Here is a 25,186-nt window from a genome sequence, read left to right on the forward strand (position 1 = left end):
GGTACGAGCCCTGCCCGTATGAGCGATCCCGAGCACAGGAATGACGCCGAGACGACCGCCGAGGAGGGATCGACCGCCCTCTCGGACGCCGCGCTCCTCGAGCGCACGGCGGAGGGGGCCAGGCGGCTCCGCTCGGCGATCGCGGCGGCGGTGGTAGGGCAGGACGATGTCGTCGAGGCCATGCTGATCACGCTCGCCGCGCGCGGGCATGCGCTGCTCGTCGGCGTCCCGGGGCTCGCCAAGACGCTGCTCGTGTCGTCGCTCGCGAGGGCGCTCGACCTCAGCTTCGGGCGCGTCCAGTTCACGCCTGACCTGCTGCCCGCGGACATCACGGGGACCGACGTGCTGCACGAGCAGCACGGGTCGCGGAGCCTGCGCTTCCAGCCCGGCCCCATCTTCCACAACCTCGTCCTCGCGGACGAGGTGAACCGGACGCCGCCGAAGACGCAGGCCGCCCTGCTCGAGGCGATGCAGGAGCGCAAGGTGACCGTCGGGACCACCACGCACGCCCTCCCCGACCCGTTCCAGGTGTTCGCGACGCGAAACCCGATCGAGCAGGAAGGGACCTACCCGCTGCCAGAGGCGCAGCTCGACCGCTTCTTGCTGGAGATTCACGTCACCTACCCGAGCGAGGCCGAGGAGCGCGAGGTGGCGCGACGGACGACCTCGGGGAAGCCGCCGGCGATCGCGGCGGTGCTCAAGGCGAGAGAGGTGCTGGCGATCGGGCGCCTCGTCCCGAGGATCCCGGTGACCGACGAGGCCGTGGACCTCGCGGTGCGCCTCGCCAGGGCGACGCGGCCGGGGGCGGAGCGCGCAGCGCAGGAGGTCCGGGACTACGTGCGCTACGGCGCGGGGCCGCGCGGGAGCCAGGCGCTCGTGATCGCGGCCAAGGCGCGCGCCGCGCTCCGCGGCGAAGCAGCCGCGGACGTGGACGACGTGAGGGCGCTGCTGATCCCGGCGCTGCGGCACCGGATCGTGCTGTCGTACCGCGCCGAGGCGGACGGCGTCCGCGACGTCGACGTGCTGAGCGCCGTCGAGAGATCGGTGCGCTGAGCGGCGCCGCGGCGCGGACGCGCATCACCGGGCGCGAGGCGCCTGTTGCTGCGCTTCCTTCACCGGCGTGACCGCCTTCATGGCCTTCAGATCCAGCGCGAAGCGCAGCGTCCCCGGCCCGCGCCCGTCCCAGCTCACCGCGACGACGCCGCTCTTCTTCAGGCTCAGGCCCGCCCAGCCGCCGTCGCCGAGCAGCGACGTCACCAGCGCCGACAACGAAGGCTCGTGCCCCACCAGCGCCAGCGGCTGCGCCCCCTGGTGCTGCGAGAGCCGGCGGAGGATCTCGGCCGTGTCGCGCGAGGGAGAGAGCTCGGCGACCACCGACACCTCGTCGGTCAGCCCGGCGGCCTCGGCGATGATCTCCGCGGTCTGCACGGCGCGCACGAGGGGGCTCGTCCAGATCACCCCAGGGCAGCGGTCCTTCTGCTTCGCGAGCCATTTGGCGACGCGCCGGGTCAGCTTGCGCCCCTTGCCCGTCAGCCAGCGACCTGCGTCGCCGAGGTCCGGCGCGTCATCCACGGCATGGCCATGGCGGATGATCAGGATCTCCATGGCCTGACCTTAGCCCGGACGAGCGCCAGCCGGGGAGCGCCGCGCGCGCGAAAGAGGCGGCGGCGCCACCTCGACGCCCATCAGAACTCGCACTGATGGGTCGCATCGTTGCAGTGCGAGCCCGGCGCCACGAAGGGACAGATGCTCCCGCTGAAGTTCTCGCACGGGAAACCGCACGTGAACGAGGTGTGCGTGTAGCAGATCTGCCCCTCGTCGCAATCGGCATCGGAGGCGCATCGACAGGTGAAATCGTCAGGGAACCCGTTCCCGTTTTCATCGAGGCCGTTGCAGCACTCGGTCACGTAGACGTCGCTCGCGCTGCAGTCCTCGTCGGCGCAGTCCAGCGCGCCGTCGCAGTCGTTGTCGATCCCGTCGGTGCACGCGGCGGTCCCGAGCTCGGGGCCAGGCGCGGCGCCCTTCGCGCAGCCCCGGCACGAGCCGAAGGCGGCGCAGCCGGGATCGGCGCAGTCGACGTAGTGATCGCCGTCGTTGTCGAGGTCGTCGTCACAGATCTCGCGCGGGTTCGGGGTGATCTCGACGTTGAGCACGAAGGGGCCCTCGTTCGGTCCGCTCGCGGGATCGATCGTGAAGCCGTCGAGGAAGACGAAATAGGTGCCGGGGTACAGGATGCTGAAATCGAGCAGGGAGGCCCGCGACCCGCCGCTGTCGTCGTCGCAGCCGATCTCCCGGCCGGAGCTGCAGACGCCCGTGCGGACGTAGAGCGCCGTGTCGAAGGCCGACCCGCGCGAGTCGACGCGCACGCGCGACGGCGCGGTGAGCACGAAGAAGAAGACCGCCTCGCCGGCGTCGCCGCCGCACTCACCCCGGGTCTCGCTCACGTGCCCGGTGGTGTCCCCCGTGTAGGTGCCAGTCCCGGGGATGCGCTTCGGCGACAGGCAGTTGGCCTGCTCGAGAACGCACACGGGGCTGCTCGCGCAGTCCGGGTCCTGGCAGTCGACCAGGGCGTCGCCGTCGTCGTCGACGTGGTTGTTGCACCGCTCCGGCGTCGGCTCGCAGTTCGGCGCGAAGGCGCAGGCGCTGTCCGCGCAGTCGACGCGCTCGTCGCAGTTGTTGTCGACGCCGTCGTCGCAGATCTCCGGCACGCAGCGCGCGCAGGCCGGCGCGGAGACGCACTGCGGATCCGCGCAGTCGACGCGCCCGTCGCAGTCGTTGTCGGCGCCGTCCTCGCACCGCTCCGGCGAGCCGGGCGGCTCGCACGCGCAAGGGAAGACGCCGCGGCAGTCCGGATCGCCGCAGTCGACGAGGAGATCGCAGTCGTCATCCTCGCGGTTGTCGCAGCGCTCGCGCTGGGAGCTGCAGGCGCAGAGCGGCTCGGAGGCGCAGTCGGCGTCGTCGCAGTCGAAGGCGAGGTCGCAGTCGTCATCGGCGCCGTTGCCGCACTTGCCGGCCTCCGAGGTGGAGCAGCCGCAGGCCGGCGTCCCCGAGCAGTCCGCGTCGAAGCAGTCGACGATCGTGTCGCAGTCGTCGTCGACGCCGTTCTGACAGCGCTCGCCGCCAGGGCTCGGGGTACAGCCGCAGACCTCGCCTGATGCGCACGCGGGATCGAAGCAGTCGCTGACGCCGTTGCAGTCGTTGTCCGCGGCGTCCGTGCAGATCTCCGGCGCGCCCGGGAAGACGGACGGGTTGAGGTCGTTGCAGTCGCTCCCGCCGCAGAACGTCGGGCCGACGCCGTCCCGATCGTCGTCGCGGGGGCGGTGATCGCAGCGCCCGTCTGCGCAGTCGTCGCTCGTGCAGTCGTCGCCGTCGTCACAGTCCGTGGGGCCGCCACACGCGTCGAAGCCTCCGACGCCCTCGCCTCCGTTCGATGAGGTCGACATGCTGCCGCTCGTCGCGCCGCCAAAGCCGCCGCCTCCAGCGCTGGTGTTCGAGAGGTCGGGGAGGCTCGTCCGGCCGCACGCTCCCGCCAGGACGCCGAGCGCCGCCCATGCGCCGAGCGCGATGAGGTACCGTCGAACCCGGGAAGGCCGCGGAAGCGCCCCCTCGACCCACGCTGAAGAGCCCGGCTTCATCTCTCACCCCTCTCGCACCGACCGCACGGTGCCCGCGCTTCGGTCCACTTTACAACCCCGAGTTTCCAGGAAAGCAAGTTCTGATCCGTTGGCGCTGGCCGCTCGGCGAGGCGTTGATCTGGAGCGCGCTTCCTCGCTCTGCGCGGTCGGCCCGAGCAGCTGCCAGGGCTGCTCACGAGCTGGCCTGCACGCCGAGCCGGCCAGCTCGCGCCACGGGATCAGTTGCGGGTCGGAGCATCCGCGTGTAACGAGGGCCGGTGGGCGCGCAGCTCCAGATCGAGTACGAGCGGCCGCCTCCTGGTCTTCAGCGCGGGCGTTACCCTGCGCCACAATGGGTCATCCTGGGGATCGGCGCCGCGGTGGTGCTCATCGCAGCCGCCGTCCTGATCTGGCGCGCGCGGCGCGCCTTCAGCGCACGCGGGAGAGGCGGACCGCGCTCCTCGAGACGAGGGTGACGGGAAACGGGAAACCAGGCGATCACTTCAGGGGGAGGAGGAATGATCGACCGCGGTGCGATCGCCGGTTGACATCGAGCGGACCGGACCGGTAGGCACCATAGAGGGATGCGCACCCGGTCGGCCGATGTAGAGAGCCGACCGAGCGCGCGATGAGCCTGCAACAGCCGGGGCCCAGAGACGAGGCCCCAATGAGGCCCTTTGGGTCCTGAAGAACACCGCGCAACCGCGGCCCGTGGATACATGGCACCGATCGAACGTGGCGTTGAGCTTGTGCATCGCGTGATCGCGCAACTGAAGAAGCGCCCTTCCAGCCATACCGCCGTGGGAGCGAGCCAGGCGGCTCTCGATGCGCTCGAGTCGAGGCTGATGGTCGAGCTGCCGCCCACGCTGCGGGCGTTCCTCGAGTTCGATTTCACGCTCGATAGCCTGGGCCCGCGGTTCAAGGGGCGGCATCGCTTCGGCCAGGACCCGTCGGCGCCTCGACCGAAGCTCACCTCGGTCCGCAAGCTGGCCGAGGCGAAGACCGACCTCGGCTGGACCGAATCGCGGCTCCGGGCCAAGGTCGTGAGGCTGCCCAACCTCCCCGGTCAGCCATGGAACGCGCTCTACCTCGGGGAGGCCAGGCGGGACGGCGAGCTCGTCATCCTCGGCCTCGACAACGAGGACACGAACGTCCGGGTCTTCCCGCGCTACACCGCGTTCGACCTGTACCTCGCCGAGCAGTGCGGCCTCATCAAGCTGCGCGAATCGCAGCGGCTCGAGGACCTCGAGTCGCACGTGGCGCTCAACCCCGAGCTCGGGTCCGCCGAAGAGGACGACGAGGGCGACACGGAGTATTGATCGCGCGGCCGCGACGCCCTCACCCTGGCGCCGCTCGGCCGTGAACGACGTCCGTGACGAACGCGATGGCTGCCGGTGCAGGGGCGCTCCACTTCCGTTTCCGGGTGGATGACGGCGATCCTCGTGACCGGCTCGACAAGCTCGTCGTCCACCTGCTCGACCGCGCCGGCCATGCGGCCTCCCGCGCGGCGGTGCAGCGGTGGATCTCCGCCGGTCGGGTCCTCGTCGACGGGGAGCCCGCGCGCGCGTCGGTGGCGGTGCGCGCAAGCGCGCTGGTCGAGGTCCGCCCCGAAGAGCCGTCGCCCTCGCCCACCGCGGCCGAGCCCGACGTGGCCATCGCGGTGGTGTACGAGGATGAGCACCTGCTCGTCATCGACAAACCTGCCGGGCTCGTCGTGCACCCGGCCCGCGGCCACGCGTCCGGCACGCTGGTCAACGGGCTGCTCGCCCTGCCCGGGTTCGCCCTGGCGCCCGCCGATCCGCGCGATCCCATGGGCCATGTCCGCCCGGGGATCGTACACAGGCTCGACCGAGGGACGAGCGGCCTGCTCGTGGTCGCGAAGGACGAGCCCACCCGCGAGGCGCTGAAAGATCGGTTCGCCAGGCACGCGATCGAGCGCGAGTACGCCGCGATCGTCGCCGGCGAGGCGCGAGACGCCACGTACGACACGCTCCACGGCCGGCACCCGACCGACAGGCTCCGGTTCACGTCGTGGATCCGCGGCGGCGCGGGCGCCCCCGGCTCCGGAGCCGGCGCGCCCGGCTCACACGTCGCCGCGCCGCGCCGCGCCGTGACGCACGTCCGCGTGCTCGAGAGGCTCGGCGACGCCGCGACCGTCGTCGCGTGCTCGCTCGAGACGGGCCGCACCCACCAGATCCGGGTGCACCTCGCCGAGCGCGGCAGGACACCCGTCCTCGGAGACCCCCTCTACGGCAAGCCGCCGAAGAAGCCGGCGGTACGGGCGATCGCGGAGGAGCTGGGCCGGCAAGCCCTCCACGCGCGCGTGCTCGGGTTCATCCACCCCGTCACGCAGAAGCCCGTCCGCTGGGAGAGCGCGCTGCCAGCGGACATGCGCAAGGCGCTCGACCAGCTGCGGGCGCTCGCTACCAGATCTTCGATTTGATGTGGCCCTTGGACTTGATGAGGATGTCGACGAGGGCGCGGTCGTAGAAGTTCTTCTGGTAGAGGTCCGGCGAGACGCGGCTCTTGTAGAGGGCGCGCCCTTCCTCGATCTCTTCGGACAGGACCGTGAAGAGGTCATCCTGCTGGATGCCCTGCACGATCTTCTCCTCGTTGTAGAGCGAGAGATCGCTCGCGATGGCGCGCGCGAGGCGGCGCGCCGCCTCTTCCGTTTCAATCAAGGGCATCCGTCTCTCCTCCAGGTTCGCCAGCCGGGGGCACGCGCTCCCGAGCCGACGGGGGCCTAGGATGCAGCAGCCCAGGCGGCGCTGTCAAAGTAGCTCGTCGTCCGACGACCCGCCCCCCCACCCGCGCGGCGGCGCGAGGGGCGCGGCGCGCATGTGGGTGGTCGCGCCGGGCGCGCCGGCGGCAGGCCGCTCCGCTTCCTCCGCTTCCTGCCGCGCCGCGGCGAGGGCGGCGAGCCCCGAGAGGAGCGGGAACGCGACCAGCGCGTAGCGCCCGGCACCGAAGAACACGGCGTGCGTCGCCGCGGTCGCAGCGAGGACGGCGAGCGCGGCGCCCACGAGCACCGGCGCCCGGAGGAGCGCGCGGCCCTTGAGCAGCGCGAGGCCGAGGAGCGCGAGGTAGCCCACCCATGCATGGACGTGCAGCGCGGCGACGACCCCCAGCGCGAACAGCGCGAGCCGAGCGACGTCGAGCGCGCGGTGCGCGAGCGAGGGGCGGCGAGCTGCGCCGGGCGCCTGCGCGGGCCTGCGCGCCGCCCACACGAGCGCGGCGAGGAGGACGACGCGCTCGAAGACGGTCTCGACGGCGCCGAGCGCGACCTTGTCGGCCTCGCTGAACGCCGACGGGTTCGAGGCGTGGAGGTACCACCCGGCCGCGCCGCAGTAGTCGAACGTCGCCGCGAGCTTCCTGGGCACGAGCCCGAGCCATTCGCCCGGGTGCTCCGCGATGTACCGGCGCGCCTCGCGGCCGAAGCAGGCGTCCTTGCCGGCTTCGTCGAAGACCTCGCGGCACGCCTCGGGGACCTGGACCGGCGCCCACGCGCCGGTGGACGCCGGGTCCGCTCCGATGAGGAGATTCCATCCGCCGTTCACGCTCACCAGGGCGCACTGGTTCATCCGCAGGCAGTTGCGCGCGGTCCAGGGCGCGCACACGAGGAGCGCCACGATGACGGCGAGCAGGACGGGCGCCGCGCGCGCGGCGAACGAGGGGAGGAGCCGGGGACCGCCTGCAGGCGGAGAGCCCGAGAGGGCGAGGCCGGCGAACAGGGGCGCGAGCAGGAGCGCCTGCGGGCGGACGAGGGTGGCGGCGCCGATGAGCAGCCCGATGACGGCGAACGGGGCCAGCGCGGGGCGGCGCTCGCGCGCCCTCGCGGCCGCCCACGCCGCGCAGGCGACGAGCGAACCGGTGACGCCCTCGGTCATGAGCGCCGGGGTATACGCCACGAGCCCGGGGTGGAGGGCGACGAGCCCGCCGGAGAGCGCCGGCACGGCGCGCGACCGCGGCGCGGCGCGGGCCGCCAGGCGATGGACGGCGAGCGCCGCGAGCGCGCCGAGCACGGCGTTCAGCAGCATCGCGACCGCGGGGTGCGCGCCGAGCAGCGCGTACAGCGCGCCGACCGCGCCCGGATAGCCCACCGGGTAGTGCGCGGCGTACGTGACGACGCCGTCCGGCCATAGCCACGTGTAGCCGAGCCCCGCCGCGATCCGCTCGGCGATGCGCTGGTAGTACGCCCCGTCGGCGGTGGGCGGGAAGCGCCCGGCCGCCCAGGCGACCATGGCGAGCCGCGCGGCGAGGGCGAGCGCGAAGATCGCGCCCGCATCGCGCCGGCGCGCGGCGACCGAGGCGCCGTCGCTCATGACGAGCGCGCGAGCGACAGCGGGAAGCGCGCAAGCAAGCCGGTGGCCCGCAGCGCAGCGACGACCTCGCACGCGGGCAGACCGACGACGTTCGAATAGGAGCCGTCGATGCGCGCGACGGCGAAGGCGCCGATCCCCTGAATCGCGTAGGCGCCGGCCTTGTCGAGCCCCTCGCCGGTCGCCGCGTACGACGCCACCTCGCCGTCGTCGAGCTCGCGGAAGCGCACCCGCGTCACGACCGTCTCGGCGTGGAGCGCCTCGGCGAGGGCCGGGGCGGATGCCGTCGTGACGTCGGCCCGATCGCCGCCGGCGATCGCGAACCTCGTCCAGACCTGGTGCTCGCGGCCCGAGAGGGCGCGGAGCATGGCGCGCGCGTCGACCTCGTCCCGCGGCTTGCCGAGGATGGAATCGCCGAGGATGACCGACGTGTCGGCCACGAGGATCGCGCCCGCCCCGGCCGCCTGGCGCAGGCGCCGCGCGGCCGCGAGCTTCGCCAGGGTGACGCGCTCCAGGTAGGCAGCGGCGTCCTCGTCGGCGCGCCCCGCCTCGTCGACCTCGGCTGCCGCGACGCGGAGAGGCAGGCCGAGCGTGGTCAGGATCTCTCGCCGGCGCGGCGAGCCGGAGCCGAGCAGAAGCGGGTGGGAGTCGTCGATCATGGTCGTGCGGACGCCGGCGGCGCCGGCCCCGGCCGGGCGTGGTCCTAGCACGGCGCCAGCGCGACCGCGGAGCACGACGCAATCCGGCGCAATCCGACGCAAACCCAGCGTCGGACGCCAGCGCATCGCGACGCGTCGATTGCTCTTTTGACTCTCCCCCCGGCAGTAGTAGAGGGTCGGGCGCGATGCGCGCCAACCGGAGGGAGCCTGCACGATCGAGCCTCCCGCTGCTGGTGGCGTCCGGGGTCTTCATGGCGACCCTCCTTCCGGCGCCGGTGCGCGCGGACGAGTGCGCGCCGGCCAGCGGGCTGTCGGGCTGTATCGATGCCGACAACCTCTGGCCTCACGCGGGCGGCGGCCCTTTCTTCGCCGTGGGGAGCACAGGGACGGCTCCGAGCGCGAAGGCCTCGTTCGGCCTCGTGGCGAGCTACCTGTCGCGGCCAGTGGGCCTGCGCACCGCCTCGCCCGACCCCGAGGGGACGGTCATCCACGCGCTGGACAACATGGTCGACGCGACCTTCCTGGCGTCGTTCGGGCTCACCGATCGCCTCGAGGTCACGGTCGCCGCTCCCGTCACCCTGTACCAGGACGGGGCGGGCTTCTCCGACGTCCTCGGCACCGACACGGAGCTCCAGCGCAGCGTGATGCGCGACGCTCGCCTGGGCGCCGCGCTCGCGATCGTGCCGCCGGCCCAGCGTGGTCCGCTCGATGGCTTCTCGCTGGCAGCGCGCCTCGATCTGGGCGTGCCGACCGGCGATGGGTCGGTGTTCGCCAGCGCCGGGACCGTGACGCTCGCGCCGAGCGTCACCGCAGCGTACCGGCTCGGCAAGCTCCTGCTCGCGACCGAGGTCGGGGCCCGGCTCCGCGGATCGAGCACGCTGATCGACGCCGAGGTCGGCCCACAGCTCCTCGGCGCCCTCGGCGCCTCGGTCGACGTGCTCCCGGACCGCTGGCTCACGGCGTCCGCGGAGGCGTTCGCCCTCTACACGCTCGCCGAGCAGCCCGCCGGAGCCCCGGCGCTTGTGCCGGCGGAGTGGATCCTCTCGGCCACGAGCGCCCCGCTGCTCGCAGGCGACGTCTCGCTGTCCGCGGGCGGCGGCGGCGCCATCCCGTTCGCCTCCGGCGGCGCGTTCACCGCGCCGCGCTTCCGGTTCAACCTGGGGCTCCGCTATGCGCCCACGGGGCGCGATGCAGACGCCGACGGCGTCCTCGATCGCGACGACGAGTGCCCGCTCGTCGCGGAGGATCGCGACGGCTTCCGGGACGGCGACGGATGCCCCGATCCCGACAACGACGGCGATCGGATCCCCGACGGTCGCGACAGGTGCCGGGACGAGCCCGAGACGATCGACGGCTTCCAGGACGGCGATGGCTGCCCGGATGCGGACGACGACAGCGACGGCGTCCCGGACGACGCCGACGCCTGCCGGAACGACGCCGAGGACCGCGACGGCTTCCAGGACAGCGACGGATGCCCCGATCCCGACAACGATGGCGACGGGATCCTGGATGCGCGCGACACGTGCCCCATGGGCGCGGAAGACGTCGACGGCTTCAAGGACGACGACGGATGCCCCGATCCCGACAACGACATCGACCAGGTCCCTGACGCCAGCGATCAGTGCCCGCTCGTCGCCGAGGATCGCGACGGCTTCCAGGACGACGACGGCTGCCCCGAGCGCGACAACGACGAGGACGGCGTGGCCGACGCGGCCGACGCGTGCCCCATGACCGCCGAGACGATCGACGGCACGAACGACGCCGACGGCTGCCCTGAGCCGGCCGGCAGGTCCTTGCCGCGATGGTCCGGCGATCAGGTCGTCCTCGACGGCCTGGCCCGCTTCCCGGCGGCGAGCGCCCGCGTGCCGCCGGCCCTCGCGGCGCAGCTCGGCATGATCGCCCAGCTCATGCGCGGGCGCATGCCCCTCGACATCGTCATCGTGGAGGCCTACGCCGATCGTCAGGGCGATCAGTCCGCGCGCGCCCTCGAGCTCGCGGGCGCGCGCGCGAGCGCCGTCAAGGAGCTCCTTGCAACCGCGGGCTTGCCGGCGGACCGGATCACCGCCGCCGCAGGCGACCCATCATCCAAGCGCGCGCCTGGCGCGCCCCAGATCGAGGTGACGGCGACCCGCGCTCGGCGCTCTGAAGGAGCCCCGGGTGCTCCGGGCGCAGCCCCCTCGACGACCGGAGAGAAGAAACAGCGATGAATGTCCTCGAGGCACGCCGTGCCCGCCATTTGATCATCCGCCTCGACCGGGGCGAAGAGCTCCCTGCAGCGCTGGTGCGCGCCCTCGATGAGGCCGAGGCGCGCGCCGGCTGGATCGAGGGGGTGGGCTCGCTGGAGAAGGCCGAAGTGGCGCTGTTCGATCAAGCCTCCCGCACCTACGCGAAGACGCGCGTCCTCGACGGCCCGTGCGACGTCGTGGCGCTCTCGGGGAACATCGCGCTCCAGCAGGGAGAGACCTCGCTCCGGCTGTCGGCCACGCTCGCCCGCGAGTCGGGCGTCGGCCTCCAGCTCGCCGCCGGCGAGCTCGTGTGGGCGCGCGTCTACGGGCTCGAGCTCCGCGTCACGGCGTTCGACGATCTGCCCCTGGTGCGGGTGTTCGACGATCGAACGGGCACGATGCAGCTCGCGACCCAGTCGTCCGCCATCCCCGCGCTCGCGGGTGAACCGCCCCGCCTGGCGCCTCCGGCGCACGCCGCGGAGCTGCCGCGCGCGACGCCCCCGGCGCTCGCCGCGGAGCCGCCTCGCGCGACGCCCCCGGCGCCCGCCATCGAGCCGCCGCGCGCGGCCCCTCCGGCGCCCGTGGAGCCGCCGCGCGCGGCCTCGACGGGCCCCGCGGAGCTCCCCGCCGCGCCGCTGCCGCAGCGCCCGGCCCGTCCTCGCCAGGAGGACGAGCCCTATCCGGAAGTGGGCGACAGCGTGACCCACTTTCACTTCGGCGACTGCACCGTGATCAGCTCGGATGGCGAGCGGATCCGCCTCCGCCAGGAGCGCGACGGCCGCGTGCGCGAGGTCTCGCTGACGATGCTCCGCATCGAGCCTCCCACCGTCGACGCGGCGACAGGCAGGAAGCAGTTCCGCCTCGCGCGGAAGAACTGAGAGCGACCGCGCCACCTCGGTCGAGAGGTGGCGGACGGCGCCCGCGCGCTCAGAAGACGCGCTGGGCGATGTGGATCGAGTCCCCTGCCTGGAGCGGCACATCGGGGATCTTGTTGTCGATGATGTCCTCGACCGAGACGGTGGTGAACACCGTCTTGCCCTGAGACTTCCTGCGGATCGTGACCCGATCCTTGTCCGCGATGCTGTTGAACCCCCCCGCCATCGAGATGGCGCGGAGCAGCGTCATGCCGGGCTGGAGCGGCAGGGACCCGGGCTTCTGCACCTCGCCGAGCACCTCGACCCGCTTCGAGTTGTACTCCTTGATGCTCACGCTCACGCTGGGATCGGTGAGGACCTGCCCCTCCATGAGCTTCGCGCGCACGAGCTCCGCGACCTCCTGAGGCTCGAGGCCCGACACCTTGAGCCGCTTCACGTAGGGGAAGTCGACGGTGCCATCCGGCGCGACGGTGAACGTCGAGGGCAGCTTGTCTTCTCCGACGATGCGGAGCTCGAACACGTCGCCGACCCCGATGGTCGTCGCCTCCACCGGCGCAGGCAGGTTCGCTGGCTGGGGCGCTCGCGAGGAGCACGCGGCGAGCGCCAGCGCGAGCACGGCGGCGGTCCACCGGCCAGGACGCCGCATCACATGAACCAGCGCACGCCCAGGTACGCCTCGAACTGCTGCCATCCGAGGTGGTTGTCGGGGGGATTGACGTTTGACTGGTCGGGAGTCGTCAGCGCGGTGCTGCTGATGTTGTTGCCGTAACGTAGCGTCGAGTTGATGCCCAGCGAGTCCCCGATCCGGTACTCGCCGAACAGCGAGGCATCGATGCGGACATCTGTCCAGGGGCCGTGCGGCAGGGTGACGCTGCCGCTCCTCTCCGGGATTTCGGGATACACGTTTGCTGCCACGCCGCCATCTGCGATCACGAGAAAGCGCCCACCGAAGAAGTAGGTCAGCTTGAGGTACCCGCGATTGCGCTCGTAGTAGCTCGCGACATAGCTGTCGTGGAAATCGCGCGTGAATCCGGCCGACAGCGACGACAGCGCGAGCGTCGCCGCCTCGGGATCGGCCGACGGGTTCGGCGTCAGGTACCACTTCAGCTCGAGCTGGCCGATGACGCTGTCGAAGTCGTGCACCTCGGCCTGGCCGTCTGACGTGTAGAAGCTCGCGCCCCAGCCGGCCATCGCGAGGAGACCGAACGACGATGTCACGAGGCCGTTGATACCGAGCTGCGCGCGCAGGGGATGAGAGGAGAGCTGGGCAGGCGGGCTCGGCTGGTTCGGGTAATTCACGAACCCGAGCGACGCGTCGTAGATGAGCGCGGTGCGGGGCAAGAAGCGCCAGCGGCCCCGCGTCCGGATCGTGTGGTGCAAGTTCGTCAGGCTGTCGAACTCATCGACCTCGAAGAACGTGCCCAGAAAGCGATAGCCTAGCCGCCAGTCGAGCAGCCCCCCGCCCGGCGTCCACACGAGCTCGGCGCCCGCGTCGGCGTGGACGCGCCGAAAGCTCTGGTTGGAGATCCCGAGATCCGAAGAGGCGATGGTCCGGCCGAGCGACGCATCGAGGATCCCGGACCAGGGGCGCCGGGGCAGGATCGTCAGCTTGGCGTCGAGCAGGCCGCCGATGTTCCGCTGATCACTCAGCCGGTCCTTCCCTACCTCGCTGCCGGATACCGGGAAGAACTCCTCATAGGTCGCGGCGATGCCGGCGCGAAACTCGACGTCTGGCGGCGGCGCGTCGGGCGTCACCTCGTGGCGCTGCTGGCTCAGCGTCGAGAGCGAAAACGACGGCGTGATCCGGAGCCGCAACGAGCCGACAGGCCCCTCATCACCGAGGCCAGCATCGTCGCTCTCGTCCCGGCGGAAGAAGTTGGAGTCATAGCCGAACTCCGCAGCGACCCCGGGATGCAGCTCGAGATCGCCGGTGCGTATCCCGATGCCCTCGGTGTAGCGCCGATCCTTGAGCCACGGCTGATCCTGCGCCAGGGCCAACGCCGGGGACAGAGTGAGTGTGACTGCGGCAGCGGCTATGGTTTCACGAAGTTTCATCGCCTATTGGGCAGTGGCAATCCGAGAGAGGCGGTCGCCTACCGAAAACAGCTACTGCACGCAGGCGGCTCGATGATGATCTGGCTGACGGGATACTCGGAGGGATCGTCCTTGGGGAGGTTCGGATCGATCGTCGCCGTCACGGCGCTGTCGCCGATAAAGCCCGCTTCCTGTCCGATGCACTGGTTGGCCTCGGCCGTCAGCTGCTCGGTCCGCTGCCGCAGCACCGTCAGGATCGTGAACTCATGGTTGGAGAGATCGACGTCACGCCGGTTCACGGCGAGCTCCAGGCCCTGCCGCCGCTCGCGGGCGGAGCGGATGGCGACATCGATCTGATTCAGCTTGTCGTCAAGACAGAGCGTCTTCACGACGTCACGCTGCGACCGGGCCGTCTCCAGCTGGCGACGAACCGACGTGCGGGCTCCGTCCATCCGGGCGAGGTAGGTCTCGCTCTGCGCGAGCTGCTCTGCGGGCGAGAGCGTCACCTGACGCGCGAGGCCGGCGGAGGCGTCCGGCGGAGGCGCCGTCTGCGCCTGCGCAGCGGCGATCCCGTGGCCGACCACGACCGAGATCAGCGCCACTGCGGCGAAGCCAGGGATCTGTTCACGCTTCATCGAAGCCTCCGGAAGTCAGACCCGCGCAGTATAGGTGCGGGTAGACGTAATTGTCAAAACGCAATGAACATGCCGAGCAGCCAGCAGCGCACGTCCGTCGGGAGCACCCGTACGGCGCTCTCCCCGGTTCGATGCGCGACGTCAGCACGCCATTCACGTGCAAGCGAGGAGAGAGGATTGCGTCTTGTCCACGGACCCGGAAAGCATCGGGGGCTATTGGCTCACGAAAGTGACAGGAATCACAACCGTCGCGCCGCCGCCCTCGGGCGGCGCGAACTGCGCGCTCTGGACGCGCGCGACGACGCACGAGACCACCGTGCCGGACAGCCCGCCGCCGCCGGAGGGGGTCGCCGAGAGCACCTCGCCGTTGGGGCCGATCTTCGCGGTGATCCGGACCGACCCCTTCATGCTCGGGTCCTCTTGAAGACCTTTGTTGTAGCAACGACGGAAGCCGGCGGTCATCCCGGCCACGACGGAGGGCGCGTTCGAGACGCTCCCGCCGGAGACCGCGGCGCCGCCCACCTGGGCGTTGCCCACCGGCCCCTTGACCGTCTGTGCCGAGCCGGCCGTCGCAGGGCCGCTGGTCCCGGTGTTGCCAATCGTGGCGAGGCCACCACCGCCGGCCGCGCCAGGTCGCACAGTGCCACCCCCGGCGCCGCCCATGTTCAATCCCGCCACACCGCCCTTGCCGACGCCGGCCCCCGAGGCGGCCGCGTTTTCGAGCAAGCCGGTGGGCACGTCGCCCGAGCTCAGGACGCTGGCGGTCGCGTTCCCGCTCGAGTTGAGCGCGCCCAGCATCTGCATGTCGAGCTGCGCGAGCTCGTTGGAGAGCGCCGACGCGCGCGCGTCGCTCATCCCGCCAGAGCCCTTCCCCGGGCTGGCAGCCGCCGCCCCCTTGTTCCCACCGCCAGCGGCCTTGGGCGCTTCGACAGCAGGCGCCGCTGTCGCGGCCGGCGCCTCGACGTCCTCCTTCGGCTGCTCCACCGGCGGCGGGGGCAGCTGCTTCACGGACTCGAGCAGCTGCGCGACGTCGATCTCATCGTCGACAACGGGGTCCATCCAGTCGGAGTAGATCGACCCCACGGCGCCGAAGTGGAACAGGAACGAGAACGCGGCGATGATCGTGGTCGTCCAGTCGATGTCGTTCGCGATCCCCGACCGCACAGAGACGGGCAGCTGCGGCTTGGGCTGCACCGGCGGCGGCGCGACGAACTGGAAGAGGAACGTCGTCTCCCCCACGACGAGCTTGCCGCGCGCCTCCTCGCTGAGCTGGACCTGGTAGGCCTGGACATTGCCGACCGCCACGCGCTTGGCGGACGACTTGAGCGCGGAGAGCTCGGAGACGCCGCCCTTGAAGGCGACCCGACCGGTCATCCCGTCCAGGAAATTGAGGGAGTACTCGCCCCCCACGAGCTCGAACACCCGAAAATTCGGCGGGATGCTCTTGCTCGGGATGACGAACATGCTCTTTTCGCTGGGGCCGATGGTGACGTGGGTGCGCTGCTTGATGACGCGCTCCTCGATCACCTTCCCCCCCTGAACCAGGCCGATCCTGAGGACCTTCGGGCCGGTCACCGGTGCGACCGCCCGCATGACCGCGGTCATCTGCCCGGGCTGCCCGGGGCGCGACGGGGTGGGGTGCGGGTGCTGCTGGGTCATTCCAAAGGGCTCCGGGAGAGGGGGGACGAAGCGGGCGCCGATCGCGATCGCGCGCGGCTCGCGGAGCCGCGCTCCGGGGCCCGGCAGGCCCCGGGCCCGGGTCCGCGAGCGACGCGCCGCGCAGCGGAGGGCACCATAATTTGCGAGGGTACACGGACAGCTCGGGGCGGTCCAGGAGAGCGCGCCGCGCTCACCGGGGCGCCCGGCGAGAGCGTCGGGGCGATCCGGAAGGGCGCCGGAGGGCCCCGACCCCAGCGACGTTATCGGCGCTATCGACGTTATCGGCGCTATCGGCGCTATCGAGTGGTTCCAGGGCGACCCGCACGAGCGCGTCGATCGCCTCGCGACCTCGCGCGGCAGCGGCGCGGCCGGCCCCCCCAGCGGCCGCGGACGCGATCGCGCCGGCGCCCCCCGCGCCGAGGACGAGCGCGATGACCGAGGGCCCGGCCTGCGCGAGGTACGAGAGCGTGGCGAGGAGCAGCGCGGCGAGCGCCGACAGGCGCGCCGCCGCGCGCGGCCACCCCGCGCCGGCGTCGAGCCGCTGCTCGATCTCGGCAAGGAGCTCGTTCGCCGCCGCGATCTTCGCGTGCGGGTCGGCGGCGGCCATGACCTCGAGCGCGAGGCGGCGCTCCCAGCTCTCCGGCGGCGACCGCCTCGCGAGCTCCAAAAGCCGCGCCTCACCGGGCAGCGCGCGGAGCGAGCGCGCGAGCGACATCAGGTCGCCGCCGGTCGCGCGCGCGACCTGCGCGGGGTGCTTCCACGAGATCGCGGCGCAGGCGGCGCTCGACGCGATCGACAGCGCGCTCAAGAGCACGGCGACGGCGGACACACCGGCCGCCTAGAACGGCTCCTTGAAGATCGCCTGCTCGATGCGGTCCAGGAACGGCTGACGCAGCTCGGCGAGCGTGAGCTTCGGCTGGATCCGGCTGACGTCGACGGCCGCGATGGGCTTCTGGATGCGGCCCGTGATCGTCACCTCCGCGAGCGTGATGACCCCGCGCTGCTTGCCCTTCTCCTGCGCGCTCGCCGGCGCGCCGTGGCCGAGGATCGCGAGCAGGACCGAACCCAGCGCAAGTGCCTTGTACATGCTCATGGTCTCCCTCACGTGTCGGTCGCGGCGTCGGCGACGCCTCCATCCGGCGCGGCGGCAGGAGGAGGAGCCGCGGGCTGAGCCGCGGCGGCGGCCGCGTTCAGCTCCCCTTCCTTGAGCTTGGCGCGGTTCAGGAGCTCCTCCGAGTCGTCTCGCTGACCCTTGTTGCGCAGCTCCTGGAACCTCGTCAGCGATTTGATCGCCTCCGCCACCTGCTGCTTCGGCGTCATGCCGGGGACGGCGGGGGCGAACAGGTAGAGCAGGCCGAGGTCGTAGTGGACCTGAGCCAGGTTCGGGTCGCGGGCGAGCACCCAGTCGAACTCGCGCTTCGCGTCGGCGTAGCGCTCGATCAGGCGGTACGCGTCCCCGAGGTTGAGGTGCGCGGCGACGTGCTCGGAATCGAAGCGGACAGCGCCCTCGAGGAGCGGCAGCGCCTCCTGGGCGTTGCCCGCCTCGAGCAGGTAGGTCGCGAGCTGCACCCGCGCCTCGACGAGATCGGGGCGGCGCGTCACCGCCTTGCGGAACTCCTCGATCGCCGCGGCGCGCTGCCCCTGCTCCCGGTAAATCAGGCCGCGGAGCAGCAGCGCCTCGGCGTTGTCCCTGTCGCGCGGCGGGTTCTCGCTGACCGGCTCGAACCCGTCCAGGATCGCCTGGAGCGCGTACAGCGCGAGATCGAGGCGCCGGTTCCTGTAGTGATCGCGGGCGATGATCACCATCGCCGGCCGGTAGTCGGGGTTGATCTTCAGCGCCTCCTGCGCGATCCGCTGGGCAGAGCCGGTATCCCGCTGGAGCGACTTGACCTCCGCGAGCGTCGCCGCGACGGCCGCCGACTTCGGCATCTGGCCGCGCTTCTCGTTCAGGAGCCGCTCGGCCTCGCCGAGCTGGTTCTTCCTGGCGAGCAGCATCGCGTACGCGATGATGGCGGGCTCGTAGTCCGGCACGATCGTGAAGGCCTGGCGGTAGCTCGCGCCGGCGCCCGCGTCGCGGAGCCGCTCCTGCACCACGCCGAGCGAATAGAAGGCCTGGTGCGCGCGCGGATCGGCCTGCGTCGCCTGCCCGAACTGGGCCCTCGCGTTGACGAGATCCCCGGTCGCGAACGCCTGCAGGCCGCTTTGATAGAACGCCGCCGCCCGGGCGTTCATGGCCGGCGCAGCCGTCTGGGCGGGCAGATCGTAGGGGCGCGCCGAGCTCGGCATGTCGTTCATGCCGTACGGCGCCTGGGCGGGCGCGGTCGCGGCGGGCCCCGCTGGGACCGTGGGCACCTTGGGCGGCGGCGTCGCCTCCTCGCCGCAGGACGCGAGGGCGAACGGCGACATGACCGCGAGCAGGCTGGCGAAGAGGGTGACAGGGAGGCGGCGCATCATGGGACGACCGGCAGGGGCAGGGGGAGGCCGTCGGGCGCGAGCGGCGGGGTCATGCCGGGCCGCGTCCGGAGGAAGAGGCCATCCTTGTACTCGAACGGGCGCTTCGTCTCGGGATCGATGACCCCCTGGCTCCACTCGCGGAGCTTGGCGTCGCCGAGGATGTCCGTGAAGAACGCGAGCCGCTGGATCGCGAGGTCGACCGCTGGATTCCGGACCTTCCACGCCTTCGCCCAGACGACGGACTCGACGTAGAACTTGACCATCGCCTTGTCGGCATCGTTGAGGAGCCGCTCGCGCGCCGCGCGCCACTGCTCGCGCCGGTTCTGCCGGAGCGCGTCGGCCGTCTCCTGGAGATCCTCGCGATCGCTCGTCTCGGCGAGCTTGAGCAGCTTCTCTTCCTTGTCCGTGTACAGCTTCAGCCCCGGCGGGCGGGCGTTGTAAAGGCCGGTGCGGCACGAATCGTAGAGCGAGCCCTGCCGCGCGCGCGCGGCCACCGACCACGGCCGCGACTCGTAGGCGGTGATGACCTCCTGGAGCTCCTTCCAGTACCTGTCGTTGGCCTTGGTGATATCCGTCTCGAAGGCCCGCTTCACCTGATCGATGACCCCCTCGTAGCGGTGATGGCCGGTGTCGTAATCGAACTCGGCCTTGATGCGATCGTCGATGGCCTTGTAGGCGCACTCCGCCGCCATGTCGGCCTGCACCGAGCCGAGGGCCTTCACCTTGTCGCCGGTCGCCGAATTCCGGAAGGACGTGAACGCCGTCATGGTGTTCTTGCACCAGTCCCGCGCCTTCGGATCGCCGCCGGCGGCGCGCATCTTGGATGCATGGTACGCCGCCTGGACGACATACCCGCTCGCGGCCGGGTTGTTCTTGTTGGCCGCGTAATAGGCCTCCATCGACTGCGTGGCCTTGGTCCGGGCGGCGCGGTTCGGGCCCTCGTCGGCCCCGCGCTCGTCCCAGGCCTTCAGGTCCGCCGAGGCGACGAGGAAATCGATGTCGGCCTTCTGCTCGGGGGGCGGGTTCAGGCTCATGAAGGTGGCGCGCGAGGCGGTCATCTTGTCGCGCTCCCCGATGTTCGCGTAGAGCAGCACCGAGTTCCTGGCGGCGTCCCGGCGCGCCGCCTGCTCGAACCGGCCGTTGCGAGCGATGGTGTCGTAGGTCTCGGCCGCGCTGCGGTAGTTGAAGAAGAGGACGTACGCGGCGGAGAGCGCGTCGTAGGCCTGCTTCAGGTACTTCACCCGGTCGGCGTAGCGCTTCGGATCGGGGCTCTTCGGAGGGTTCGCGCCCGGATCGCCCTTCTCGAGCTTCGACAGGTTCTCCTCGCTGCCGTACTCCTTGATGAACAGGGAGTACATCGCGATGGCCTGGTCGTAGTCGCCCACCTGCTTGTAACAGTAAGCGCCGTTCATGGCGGCCTCCGGCGCCTCGTCGCGGGCCGGCGCCTTCTCGAGCGCGACCTTGTAGAGCGCCGCGGCCTCGCGCCAGGCGGCGACGCGCGCGGGGCCGTCCGGCATCTTCTCGGCCTTCTCGAAGGCCCGGGCGGCGTCGATGTAATAGCCGCGGGAGATCGTCGGCCGGGCGATGTCGCCCTCCTTCAGCTTCTGCTCCTCGCTGACGGCGCAGCTCCGCGTGAGCGCCGCCTCGGCGAGCTTGCGGCTCTGCTCGACGTTGTTCTCGAGGTTCGACATCGTCGTGAGCCGCTCCCACGCCTTGTAGCCGAACTCCGTCTTGCCGCACTGCGCTTCGTAGATGGGCTCCATCCGCTTGCGCGCCTCGGCGAACTGGCCATAGAGGAAGTAGTAGTCGGCCGCCTGGAACGCGTAGAGGTCGATGTTCTTCGGGGCGTCGAGCGCGGGAGGGACCCGCTGGATGTACTCGTCCCGCGCGGTGACGGCCGCCTGGACCTGGGGGGGCAGCGGCTCGGCGACGACGCGCTGCTGGTCGCCCTCGCCGACGATCTTGACCTTCTCGCGCGGCTCGATGCCCTCGGCGCCGCTCGTTCGCTGGAAGAGCTTGTGTCGATCCAGGAGCGCCTGGTGGGCGGTGTCGACGACCATGTACGCCGCGGGCTGCAGGTACTTGTCGTCCTCGTTGGAGTCCCGCACGCCGACCGCCGAGCTCCTCGCCTGCTCGATCTCGTGCGTCGCGGGCGAGCGATCCATCGCCACCGTGATGACAACGACCATGTGGTGCGCGTCGGCGAGCCAGTACCGGCTCTCGTACGCGTCCGGGGCGTTCTCGTCCTGGGCCAGGTAGCCGGCCCAGCCCTGCGCGGCGAGGCGGTACTCGCCGAGCGCCCGCTCGAAGATCGGGTCGCGCGTCTCCTTGTCGCCGACCGTCAGCGCCTGCTGCACGAGCGCGCTTCCGGCGTTGGTGTGATCGGCGGCGGCGCGGCGCAGCCCGCCGCGCACGAGCCGCTCGGCGGTCTGGATCGCCTCGGGATCGTCCTTGTTCGCCTCGACCCACGGGGTCGTCCCGACGTACTGGGCGAGCTTCGTGCGCGCCTCGAGCGCCTTCGCCGAGTTCATCGCCCGCTCGGCCGTCCCCTCGCGCGATTGCGAGGTGAGCGTGTCGTAGATGTCCGCGATCTGGTTCTGGATCACGGGCGCGTCGCGGTGCATCGGCCACTTCTTGAGGAGGATCTCGCTCACCTCGAGCGTGTTCCGATACTGATTGAGCTCCTTGAACTCCAGCGCGAGCGCCTTGTAGATCTCGACCGTCCACTTCTGATCCTGCGGGATCAGCTTGGGATCCTGGACGCGCTCGATGGCGATCCGCATCTTCTGCTCGGCCATGCGCGGGTCGGTCTCGACGTCGAGGACGTCGTTCCGCGGGACGTAGGGCTCGTCCGGTCCGGGGCCGACGAAGTCGAGGTATGTGAGCGAGCCGGCGATGTAGGTGTACGCCTCCGCGCGGAAATCCGCGCCGGGATCGCCCGTCAGCTTCTCCTGCTCGTCGGTGTAGCGGAGCAGCTCGATGAACTGGCGTACCGAGGTCTCGTAACGCTGCTGCTTGAAGTACGTCCAGGCGAGCTTGTACATCGCGACGCCGTGGACAGGGGGCTTCTTGTACTTGATGGACTGCCGGTACGCCGACTCCGCCCTGTTGTAGTTGAACGGGCCGCCGGCGCGGTCGATCTCGTTGAAATGGTAGTCGCCGATCTGCCACCAGACCTCGGCGATGTAACGGGGCTCCGCGCCGAGCGCCGTCTTCTGCGGGATCGGCTGGCACTCGTCCGGATACGGATCGACGTACGCCGTCTCGTCCTCGGTGACGGGCGCCCGCCCCCGCGCGCCCTTGCGCGGGAGCGCCCGGCCGCCCGGCGTGGACCCGATGGGCGTCGGGTGGCGCGCCTCCCAGCCGGTCCAGTAATCGCTGTCGTGGTCCTGCGGGAGCTTGCCGATGGTGTCGCGCGTCGGATCCTTCGGGTCGGTCTCGACGGGATAGGGATACTTGTCGTGGCACACGAGCGAGCGCCACACCTGCTGCGCCTCGGGGAACCGGACCGAATCGTTCAGCGCATGGCCGAGGTAGTAATAGATCCCGGCAAGCTCACGGTACTGGGGGAACTCGCGGATGACGCGCTTGTAGAGCGCGATGGCCGGGAGCAGCGCGACGCTGAGATCCTCGCTCGCGTCGTTGTCGGTGCGCGCGCGCTCCTCGTAGAGCGCGGCCAGGCGGAACATCGCGTCGGGCGTGTTCTCGGGGTGGGCGTTGGGGCCGCTGTAGCGCTCGACGAACACCTCGAGCCGGCGGATCGCCTCTTCCCGGGCGTCGCGGAGCCCCTTCCTCTCGATCTCGATCTCGCGGTCGAGCGACGAGAGGATGCGGCGGCGCCTGTCCTCGTAGTGGTGCTGCACGATGCGGGTGATGGCGCTCCGGTAGTCGCGCGCCGCCTTCTCGTAGGCGGCCGCCTCCTTCTCGAGCGCGGCGAGCGCCGCCAGCTGGGCCGGCGTCGGAGGAGGAGGCGGCGGCGCCTGCTTGCGCCCGACCGACATCGGCGGCGCGAAGGGTTGCACCGCCGGCGCAGCCGGCGCCGTGGCGCCAGGCGCAGACGCGGTCGGCGCAGCCGTGGCGCCAGGCGCAGGCGTGGTCGGCGCAGCCGCGGGGACGGCAGACGCCGCCGGCGCTGGCTGGCCCCCCGGCTGAGAGAGCGCGAGCGGCGCGACCGCCAGCACCAGGGCAAGGCTGGCAAACCCGAGCGCGCCGCGCGGGCGACGGCGCCCCGCTCGCGCAGCGCCGAGCGGCGCGAAAGAGATCTGCGGCGCGCTCGCGCCACCACGCTCCTTGCTCACTTCTCGTCCTCCGGATCGCCGCTGTCGTCGAGGACCTCGTTGAGCTCCTCCTTGAGGACCCGATCCTCACGGGCGCGCTCGACCTGCAGGCTGCGAACGCGCGTCATCTGCTCCTCGCGGACCTCCCACGCCTCCTCGGTGATGCCGACGTCGGCGCGCAGGATGATGTTCTTCAGCCGGTCGCGGACGAGGCCGAAGTTTCGCATCGCGACCTCGCCGACGACGAGGCGCGCCTCCCGGTCGAGCCCATCGAGCTGCACCGAGTAGTGAACGACGTTCGCCGTCTCCCGGCCGACGATCTGCCGGAGCCCCGCGGACTTCTGGGCGACCTCCCCCTCGATGTCGCGGAGCGCCGCCTCGACCCTCGCGTCCGCCGCGTCGCCGGCGCGGAGCACCGGCGTGATGCGCTGCGCGTACGCCGCGAGCTCCGCGCCGCCGGCGCCCGCCGCGGCCAGCTCCACCTCGCGCGTCAACGCGTCGCGGTGGGCCTTGCGCACCTGCGCGTCCTCGATGAAGCGCTGATCGCCGAAGCCGACCTGGACCCGGCCCGCGCTGACCTGCTTGCGGAGCACGTCGGCCTGCTGGCGGTAGAGCGCGAGGTCGCGCTCGTTCTGGGCGAGCTCGATCTCGAACCGGGCGATGCTCGCGGGATCCCGGACGACCCCGGCGTGCGGGCCATCGCGGAGGAGCCGCCGGAGGCCGTTGACCGTCGCCTGCAGCGAGTCCATCTGCAGCGTGAGCTGCTGCAGGCGCTGCGACTGGGTGTTCCACTGCTTGAGCGCCTGCGCCTCGCGATCCTGGAAGTCGCCGTCCGTGACGGGCACCCGCGCGAGGCGCTTCTCCAGCGCCCTGCGCCTCGCGCGCGCGCCGCCGATCTCGCCCGAGAGCGAGTCGTCCTCCACGTCATCCATGCCCTGGCCGAGCGCGAGGCGCGCCAGCGCGACCCGGTTGAGCAGCGCGAGCGCCTTCTCCTCGCCGGCCTTGAGCTCCGGGAACGCGCGCACCCGGTTGGGCGAGCTGAGGACGGCGTTCAGCTTCTCGATGAGCTCGTTCGATTGCTTGATCAGCTCGCGGCAGTGGTTGACGTCGTCGATCACCGCGAACGCGGCCGGGCCGTCCTCGGCCTCGCGCGCCCACTGCACCGCGAGCGGCGGGAGCGAGGTGGTCGTGTCGAGCGCCTCGATCTGCTCCTGGCTCAGCTTGTCGTAGTAGACCGCGGGATCGCTCGTCGAGCCGAGGAAGGCGTCCACGCGCGCGCGCATCGGGTCGTAGGTGGCGCGGACCCCCTCGTACACCTTCAGCGCCTTCTCGAAGCGGCCCGCGCGCAGCATCAGGTCGCCGCGGAGCAGCGAGCCGTCCGCGATGTTCTGGCTGTCCGGCTCGGCGATCGCGAGGATCTCGAGCGATCGCTGGGCGCGATCGACGTCGCCCAGGCGGACATACACCCACGCGAGCTCGTAGAGCATCGTCCCGAACTCGGGCGAGACGCGGTCGATGTGGCCGTAGGCCTGCACGGCCTGGGACCACTGGTCGGCCTCGTAGAAGAGCCGCCCGATCGCGAGCCACGCGAGGTCGATGACGCGCCGGTGCTCCGGGGTGTCGGCCGGCAGCTGCGTCACCTTCTGGAACAGATCGATCGCGGCGACGTAGCGGGTCTTGGGCACCGCCGGCGGCGCCTCGCCCTCCTTGAGCGGCTCGGGCGGGGGCGTCGCCTCCTTCACCGCGATCAGCCCGAGCAGGTACCTCGCCTGGTGGAAGTACTCGCTCTGCGGGTCGACCGCGCCGAGCGAAGCCTTCGCGCCGCCGAAGTCCTTCTTCACGTAGAGGCCCTTGCCGCGCGCGTACGCGAGGGCGCTCCCCGCCGTGGAGGCCGGGACGCTGTTCATCGACGCGAAGACGGCGTCGAGCGCGTCGTAGTCCTTGATCCGGAGGCAGATGTCCACGAGCCGGCCGAGCGCCTTCGCCTGGTAGGTGGCGAAGCGCGGCTCGGCGCCGCTCGCGACGATCCGCTGGAAGACCCGGCGGGCCGAGAGGTACTGCTTCGAGCGGAAATACGTCTCCCCGAGCAGCGTGAGCGCGTCCGGGAACGCCGTCGGATGGTCGGGGTACTTCTCGACCACCTGGTTCAGCACGTTCGCCGCCCGCTCGTAATCCCTGGAGCCCATCAGGAGCTGGGCATCCGCGATGCGCTGGGCCGGCGTGCGCTGCTCGCCGCGGGACTTGTGGATCGCCGCCTGGATGGCGCCGAGCCCGGAGGTGACGCTGCCGATCTGCTGAGAGGCGCTCGTGTAGGCGCGCTCAGCGTCCAGGGCCCACGCGTCGGCGGGGGCCGCGGTCGTCGCCGCGCCGAGCGCGAGCACGCCAAGCAAGGCAGGGAGTACCCGCGATCCGGTGTCCCAGGTCATGGTGGCTTG

General features: G+C 71.4%; 19 protein-coding genes. 5 read left to right on the plus strand and 14 right to left on the minus strand.

What is annotated here, in order from left to right; genetic code table 11:
* Positions 1–18: 18 nt before the first annotated feature.
* Positions 19–1,053 carry an AAA family ATPase gene (locus WMF22_RS32455; RefSeq protein WP_438032294.1) on the plus strand — a complete coding sequence of 345 codons (1,035 nt, stop codon included), beginning with the start codon at positions 19–21 and terminating at the stop codon, positions 1,051–1,053.
* A 24-nt stretch (positions 1,054–1,077) separates the two neighbouring features.
* Here WMF22_RS32455 and sixA read toward each other — a convergent pair whose 3' ends face one another.
* Together sixA and WMF22_RS32465 are read right to left on the minus strand one after the other, a co-directional pair.
* Positions 1,078–1,605, minus strand: coding sequence for a phosphohistidine phosphatase SixA (gene sixA, locus WMF22_RS32460; RefSeq protein WP_437293838.1), 528 nt, complete (start codon positions 1,603–1,605; stop codon positions 1,078–1,080).
* An 80-nt stretch (positions 1,606–1,685) separates the two neighbouring features.
* Positions 1,686–3,635, minus strand: a complete 1,950-nt coding sequence (locus WMF22_RS32465) for a MopE-related protein (RefSeq protein ID WP_438032295.1) — start codon at positions 3,633–3,635, stop codon at positions 1,686–1,688.
* Positions 3,636–4,372: 737 nt separating this feature from the next.
* Between WMF22_RS32465 and WMF22_RS32470 the strand changes: the two genes are divergently transcribed.
* Entirely contained in the window at positions 4,373–4,933 is a 561-nt protein-coding gene (locus WMF22_RS32470; RefSeq protein ID WP_437293840.1) for an SMI1/KNR4 family protein, read from the plus strand.
* A 65-nt stretch (positions 4,934–4,998) separates the two neighbouring features.
* Positions 4,999–6,057, plus strand: coding sequence for an RluA family pseudouridine synthase (locus WMF22_RS32475; protein ID WP_437293841.1), 1,059 nt, complete (start codon positions 4,999–5,001; stop codon positions 6,055–6,057).
* Here WMF22_RS32475 and WMF22_RS32480 read toward each other — a convergent pair.
* The 3 genes from WMF22_RS32480 to WMF22_RS32490 all read right to left on the minus strand — a co-directional run bounded on the left by WMF22_RS32480 (position 6,038) and on the right by WMF22_RS32490 (position 8,592).
* Positions 6,038–6,301, minus strand: coding sequence for a hypothetical protein (locus tag WMF22_RS32480; RefSeq protein ID WP_012238561.1), 264 nt, complete (start codon positions 6,299–6,301; stop codon positions 6,038–6,040). The two genes, WMF22_RS32475 and WMF22_RS32480, sit on opposite strands and share 20 nt — an antisense overlap.
* 84 nt (positions 6,302–6,385) lie before the next feature.
* Positions 6,386–7,936 (minus strand): hypothetical protein, encoded by a 1,551-nt coding sequence (locus tag WMF22_RS32485; protein ID WP_438032296.1) that lies wholly within the window; start codon positions 7,934–7,936, stop codon positions 6,386–6,388.
* On the minus strand, positions 7,933–8,592 hold the full coding sequence (locus WMF22_RS32490) for a Maf family protein (RefSeq protein ID WP_437293843.1): 660 nt from the start codon (positions 8,590–8,592) through the stop codon (positions 7,933–7,935). Before WMF22_RS32490 ends, WMF22_RS32485 begins: the two co-directional genes overlap by 4 nt.
* A gap of 185 nt (positions 8,593–8,777) precedes the next feature.
* Here WMF22_RS32490 and WMF22_RS32495 point away from each other — a divergent pair, with 185 nt between their 5' ends.
* Positions 8,778–10,799 carry an OmpA family protein gene (locus WMF22_RS32495; RefSeq protein WP_438032297.1) on the plus strand — a complete coding sequence of 674 codons (2,022 nt, stop codon included), beginning with the start codon at positions 8,778–8,780 and terminating at the stop codon, positions 10,797–10,799.
* The gene (locus tag WMF22_RS32500) at positions 10,796–11,695 is read left to right on the plus strand and encodes a PPC domain-containing DNA-binding protein (RefSeq protein WP_437293845.1); all 900 of its coding nucleotides are present in this window, start codon (positions 10,796–10,798) and stop codon (positions 11,693–11,695) included. The genes WMF22_RS32495 and WMF22_RS32500 overlap by 4 nt, the downstream gene beginning before the upstream one ends.
* 49 nt (positions 11,696–11,744) lie before the next feature.
* Here the strand turns inward: WMF22_RS32500 and WMF22_RS32505 are convergent, their stop codons facing one another.
* The 9 genes from WMF22_RS32505 to WMF22_RS32545 form a co-directional block, all read right to left on the minus strand.
* Entirely contained in the window at positions 11,745–12,338 is a 594-nt protein-coding gene (locus WMF22_RS32505; RefSeq protein ID WP_437293846.1) for a polysaccharide biosynthesis/export family protein, read from the minus strand.
* On the minus strand, positions 12,338–13,690 hold the full coding sequence (locus WMF22_RS32510; protein WP_437293847.1) for a hypothetical protein: 1,353 nt from the start codon (positions 13,688–13,690) through the stop codon (positions 12,338–12,340). The genes WMF22_RS32505 and WMF22_RS32510 overlap by 1 nt, the downstream gene beginning before the upstream one ends.
* Positions 13,691–13,785: 95 nt before the next feature.
* Positions 13,786–14,361 carry a hypothetical protein gene (locus WMF22_RS32515; protein WP_012238568.1) on the minus strand — a complete coding sequence of 192 codons (576 nt, stop codon included), beginning with the start codon at positions 14,359–14,361 and terminating at the stop codon, positions 13,786–13,788.
* Positions 14,362–14,574: 213 nt separating this feature from the next.
* Positions 14,575–16,020, minus strand: coding sequence for an AgmX/PglI C-terminal domain-containing protein (locus WMF22_RS32520; protein WP_437293848.1), 1,446 nt, complete (start codon positions 16,018–16,020; stop codon positions 14,575–14,577).
* 190 nt (positions 16,021–16,210) lie between these two features.
* Complete coding sequence (locus WMF22_RS32525; RefSeq protein ID WP_437293849.1) at positions 16,211–16,849, minus strand: hypothetical protein; 639 nt, start codon at positions 16,847–16,849, stop codon at positions 16,211–16,213.
* Between the two features lie 9 nt (positions 16,850–16,858).
* Positions 16,859–17,107, minus strand: a complete 249-nt coding sequence (locus WMF22_RS32530; RefSeq protein ID WP_012238571.1) for a hypothetical protein — start codon at positions 17,105–17,107, stop codon at positions 16,859–16,861.
* Positions 17,108–17,121: 14 nt separating this feature from the next.
* Positions 17,122–18,474, minus strand: a complete 1,353-nt coding sequence (locus tag WMF22_RS32535) for a tetratricopeptide repeat protein (protein WP_437293851.1) — start codon at positions 18,472–18,474, stop codon at positions 17,122–17,124.
* Positions 18,471–22,772, minus strand: a complete 4,302-nt coding sequence (locus WMF22_RS32540; protein ID WP_438032298.1) for a tetratricopeptide repeat protein — start codon at positions 22,770–22,772, stop codon at positions 18,471–18,473. The genes WMF22_RS32535 and WMF22_RS32540 overlap by 4 nt, the downstream gene beginning before the upstream one ends.
* Positions 22,769–25,177: a tetratricopeptide repeat protein gene (locus WMF22_RS32545; protein ID WP_437293853.1), complete on the minus strand. Its 2,409-nt coding sequence runs from the start codon at positions 25,175–25,177 to the stop codon at positions 22,769–22,771. Before WMF22_RS32545 ends, WMF22_RS32540 begins: the two co-directional genes overlap by 4 nt.
* Positions 25,178–25,186 lie beyond the last annotated feature (9 nt).

The organism is Sorangium sp. So ce204 (assembly GCF_051526795.1).
Classification (GTDB): domain Bacteria; phylum Myxococcota_A; class Polyangia; order Polyangiales; family Polyangiaceae; genus Sorangium; species Sorangium cellulosum_B.

Coding starts and splice junctions, on each gene's coding strand:
- WMF22_RS32455 (WP_438032294.1), top strand. CDS start 19: ATGAGCGATCCCGAGCACAGGAATGACGCCGAGACGACCGCCGAGGAG.
- sixA (WP_437293838.1), bottom strand. CDS start 1,605: ATGGAGATCCTGATCATCCGCCATGGCCATGCCGTGGATGACGCGCCG.
- WMF22_RS32465 (WP_438032295.1), bottom strand. CDS start 3,635: ATGAAGCCGGGCTCTTCAGCGTGGGTCGAGGGGGCGCTTCCGCGGCCT.
- WMF22_RS32475 (WP_437293841.1), top strand. CDS start 4,999: ATGGCTGCCGGTGCAGGGGCGCTCCACTTCCGTTTCCGGGTGGATGAC.
- WMF22_RS32480 (WP_012238561.1), bottom strand. CDS start 6,301: ATGCCCTTGATTGAAACGGAAGAGGCGGCGCGCCGCCTCGCGCGCGCC.
- WMF22_RS32485 (WP_438032296.1), bottom strand. CDS start 7,936: ATGAGCGACGGCGCCTCGGTCGCCGCGCGCCGGCGCGATGCGGGCGCG.
- WMF22_RS32490 (WP_437293843.1), bottom strand. CDS start 8,592: ATGATCGACGACTCCCACCCGCTTCTGCTCGGCTCCGGCTCGCCGCGC.
- WMF22_RS32495 (WP_438032297.1), top strand. CDS start 8,778: ATGCGCGCCAACCGGAGGGAGCCTGCACGATCGAGCCTCCCGCTGCTG.
- WMF22_RS32500 (WP_437293845.1), top strand. CDS start 10,796: ATGAATGTCCTCGAGGCACGCCGTGCCCGCCATTTGATCATCCGCCTC.
- WMF22_RS32505 (WP_437293846.1), bottom strand. CDS start 12,338: ATGCGGCGTCCTGGCCGGTGGACCGCCGCCGTGCTCGCGCTGGCGCTC.
- WMF22_RS32515 (WP_012238568.1), bottom strand. CDS start 14,361: ATGAAGCGTGAACAGATCCCTGGCTTCGCCGCAGTGGCGCTGATCTCG.
- WMF22_RS32520 (WP_437293848.1), bottom strand. CDS start 16,020: ATGACCCAGCAGCACCCGCACCCCACCCCGTCGCGCCCCGGGCAGCCC.
- WMF22_RS32530 (WP_012238571.1), bottom strand. CDS start 17,107: ATGTACAAGGCACTTGCGCTGGGTTCGGTCCTGCTCGCGATCCTCGGC.
- WMF22_RS32535 (WP_437293851.1), bottom strand. CDS start 18,474: ATGATGCGCCGCCTCCCTGTCACCCTCTTCGCCAGCCTGCTCGCGGTC.
- WMF22_RS32545 (WP_437293853.1), bottom strand. CDS start 25,177: ATGACCTGGGACACCGGATCGCGGGTACTCCCTGCCTTGCTTGGCGTG.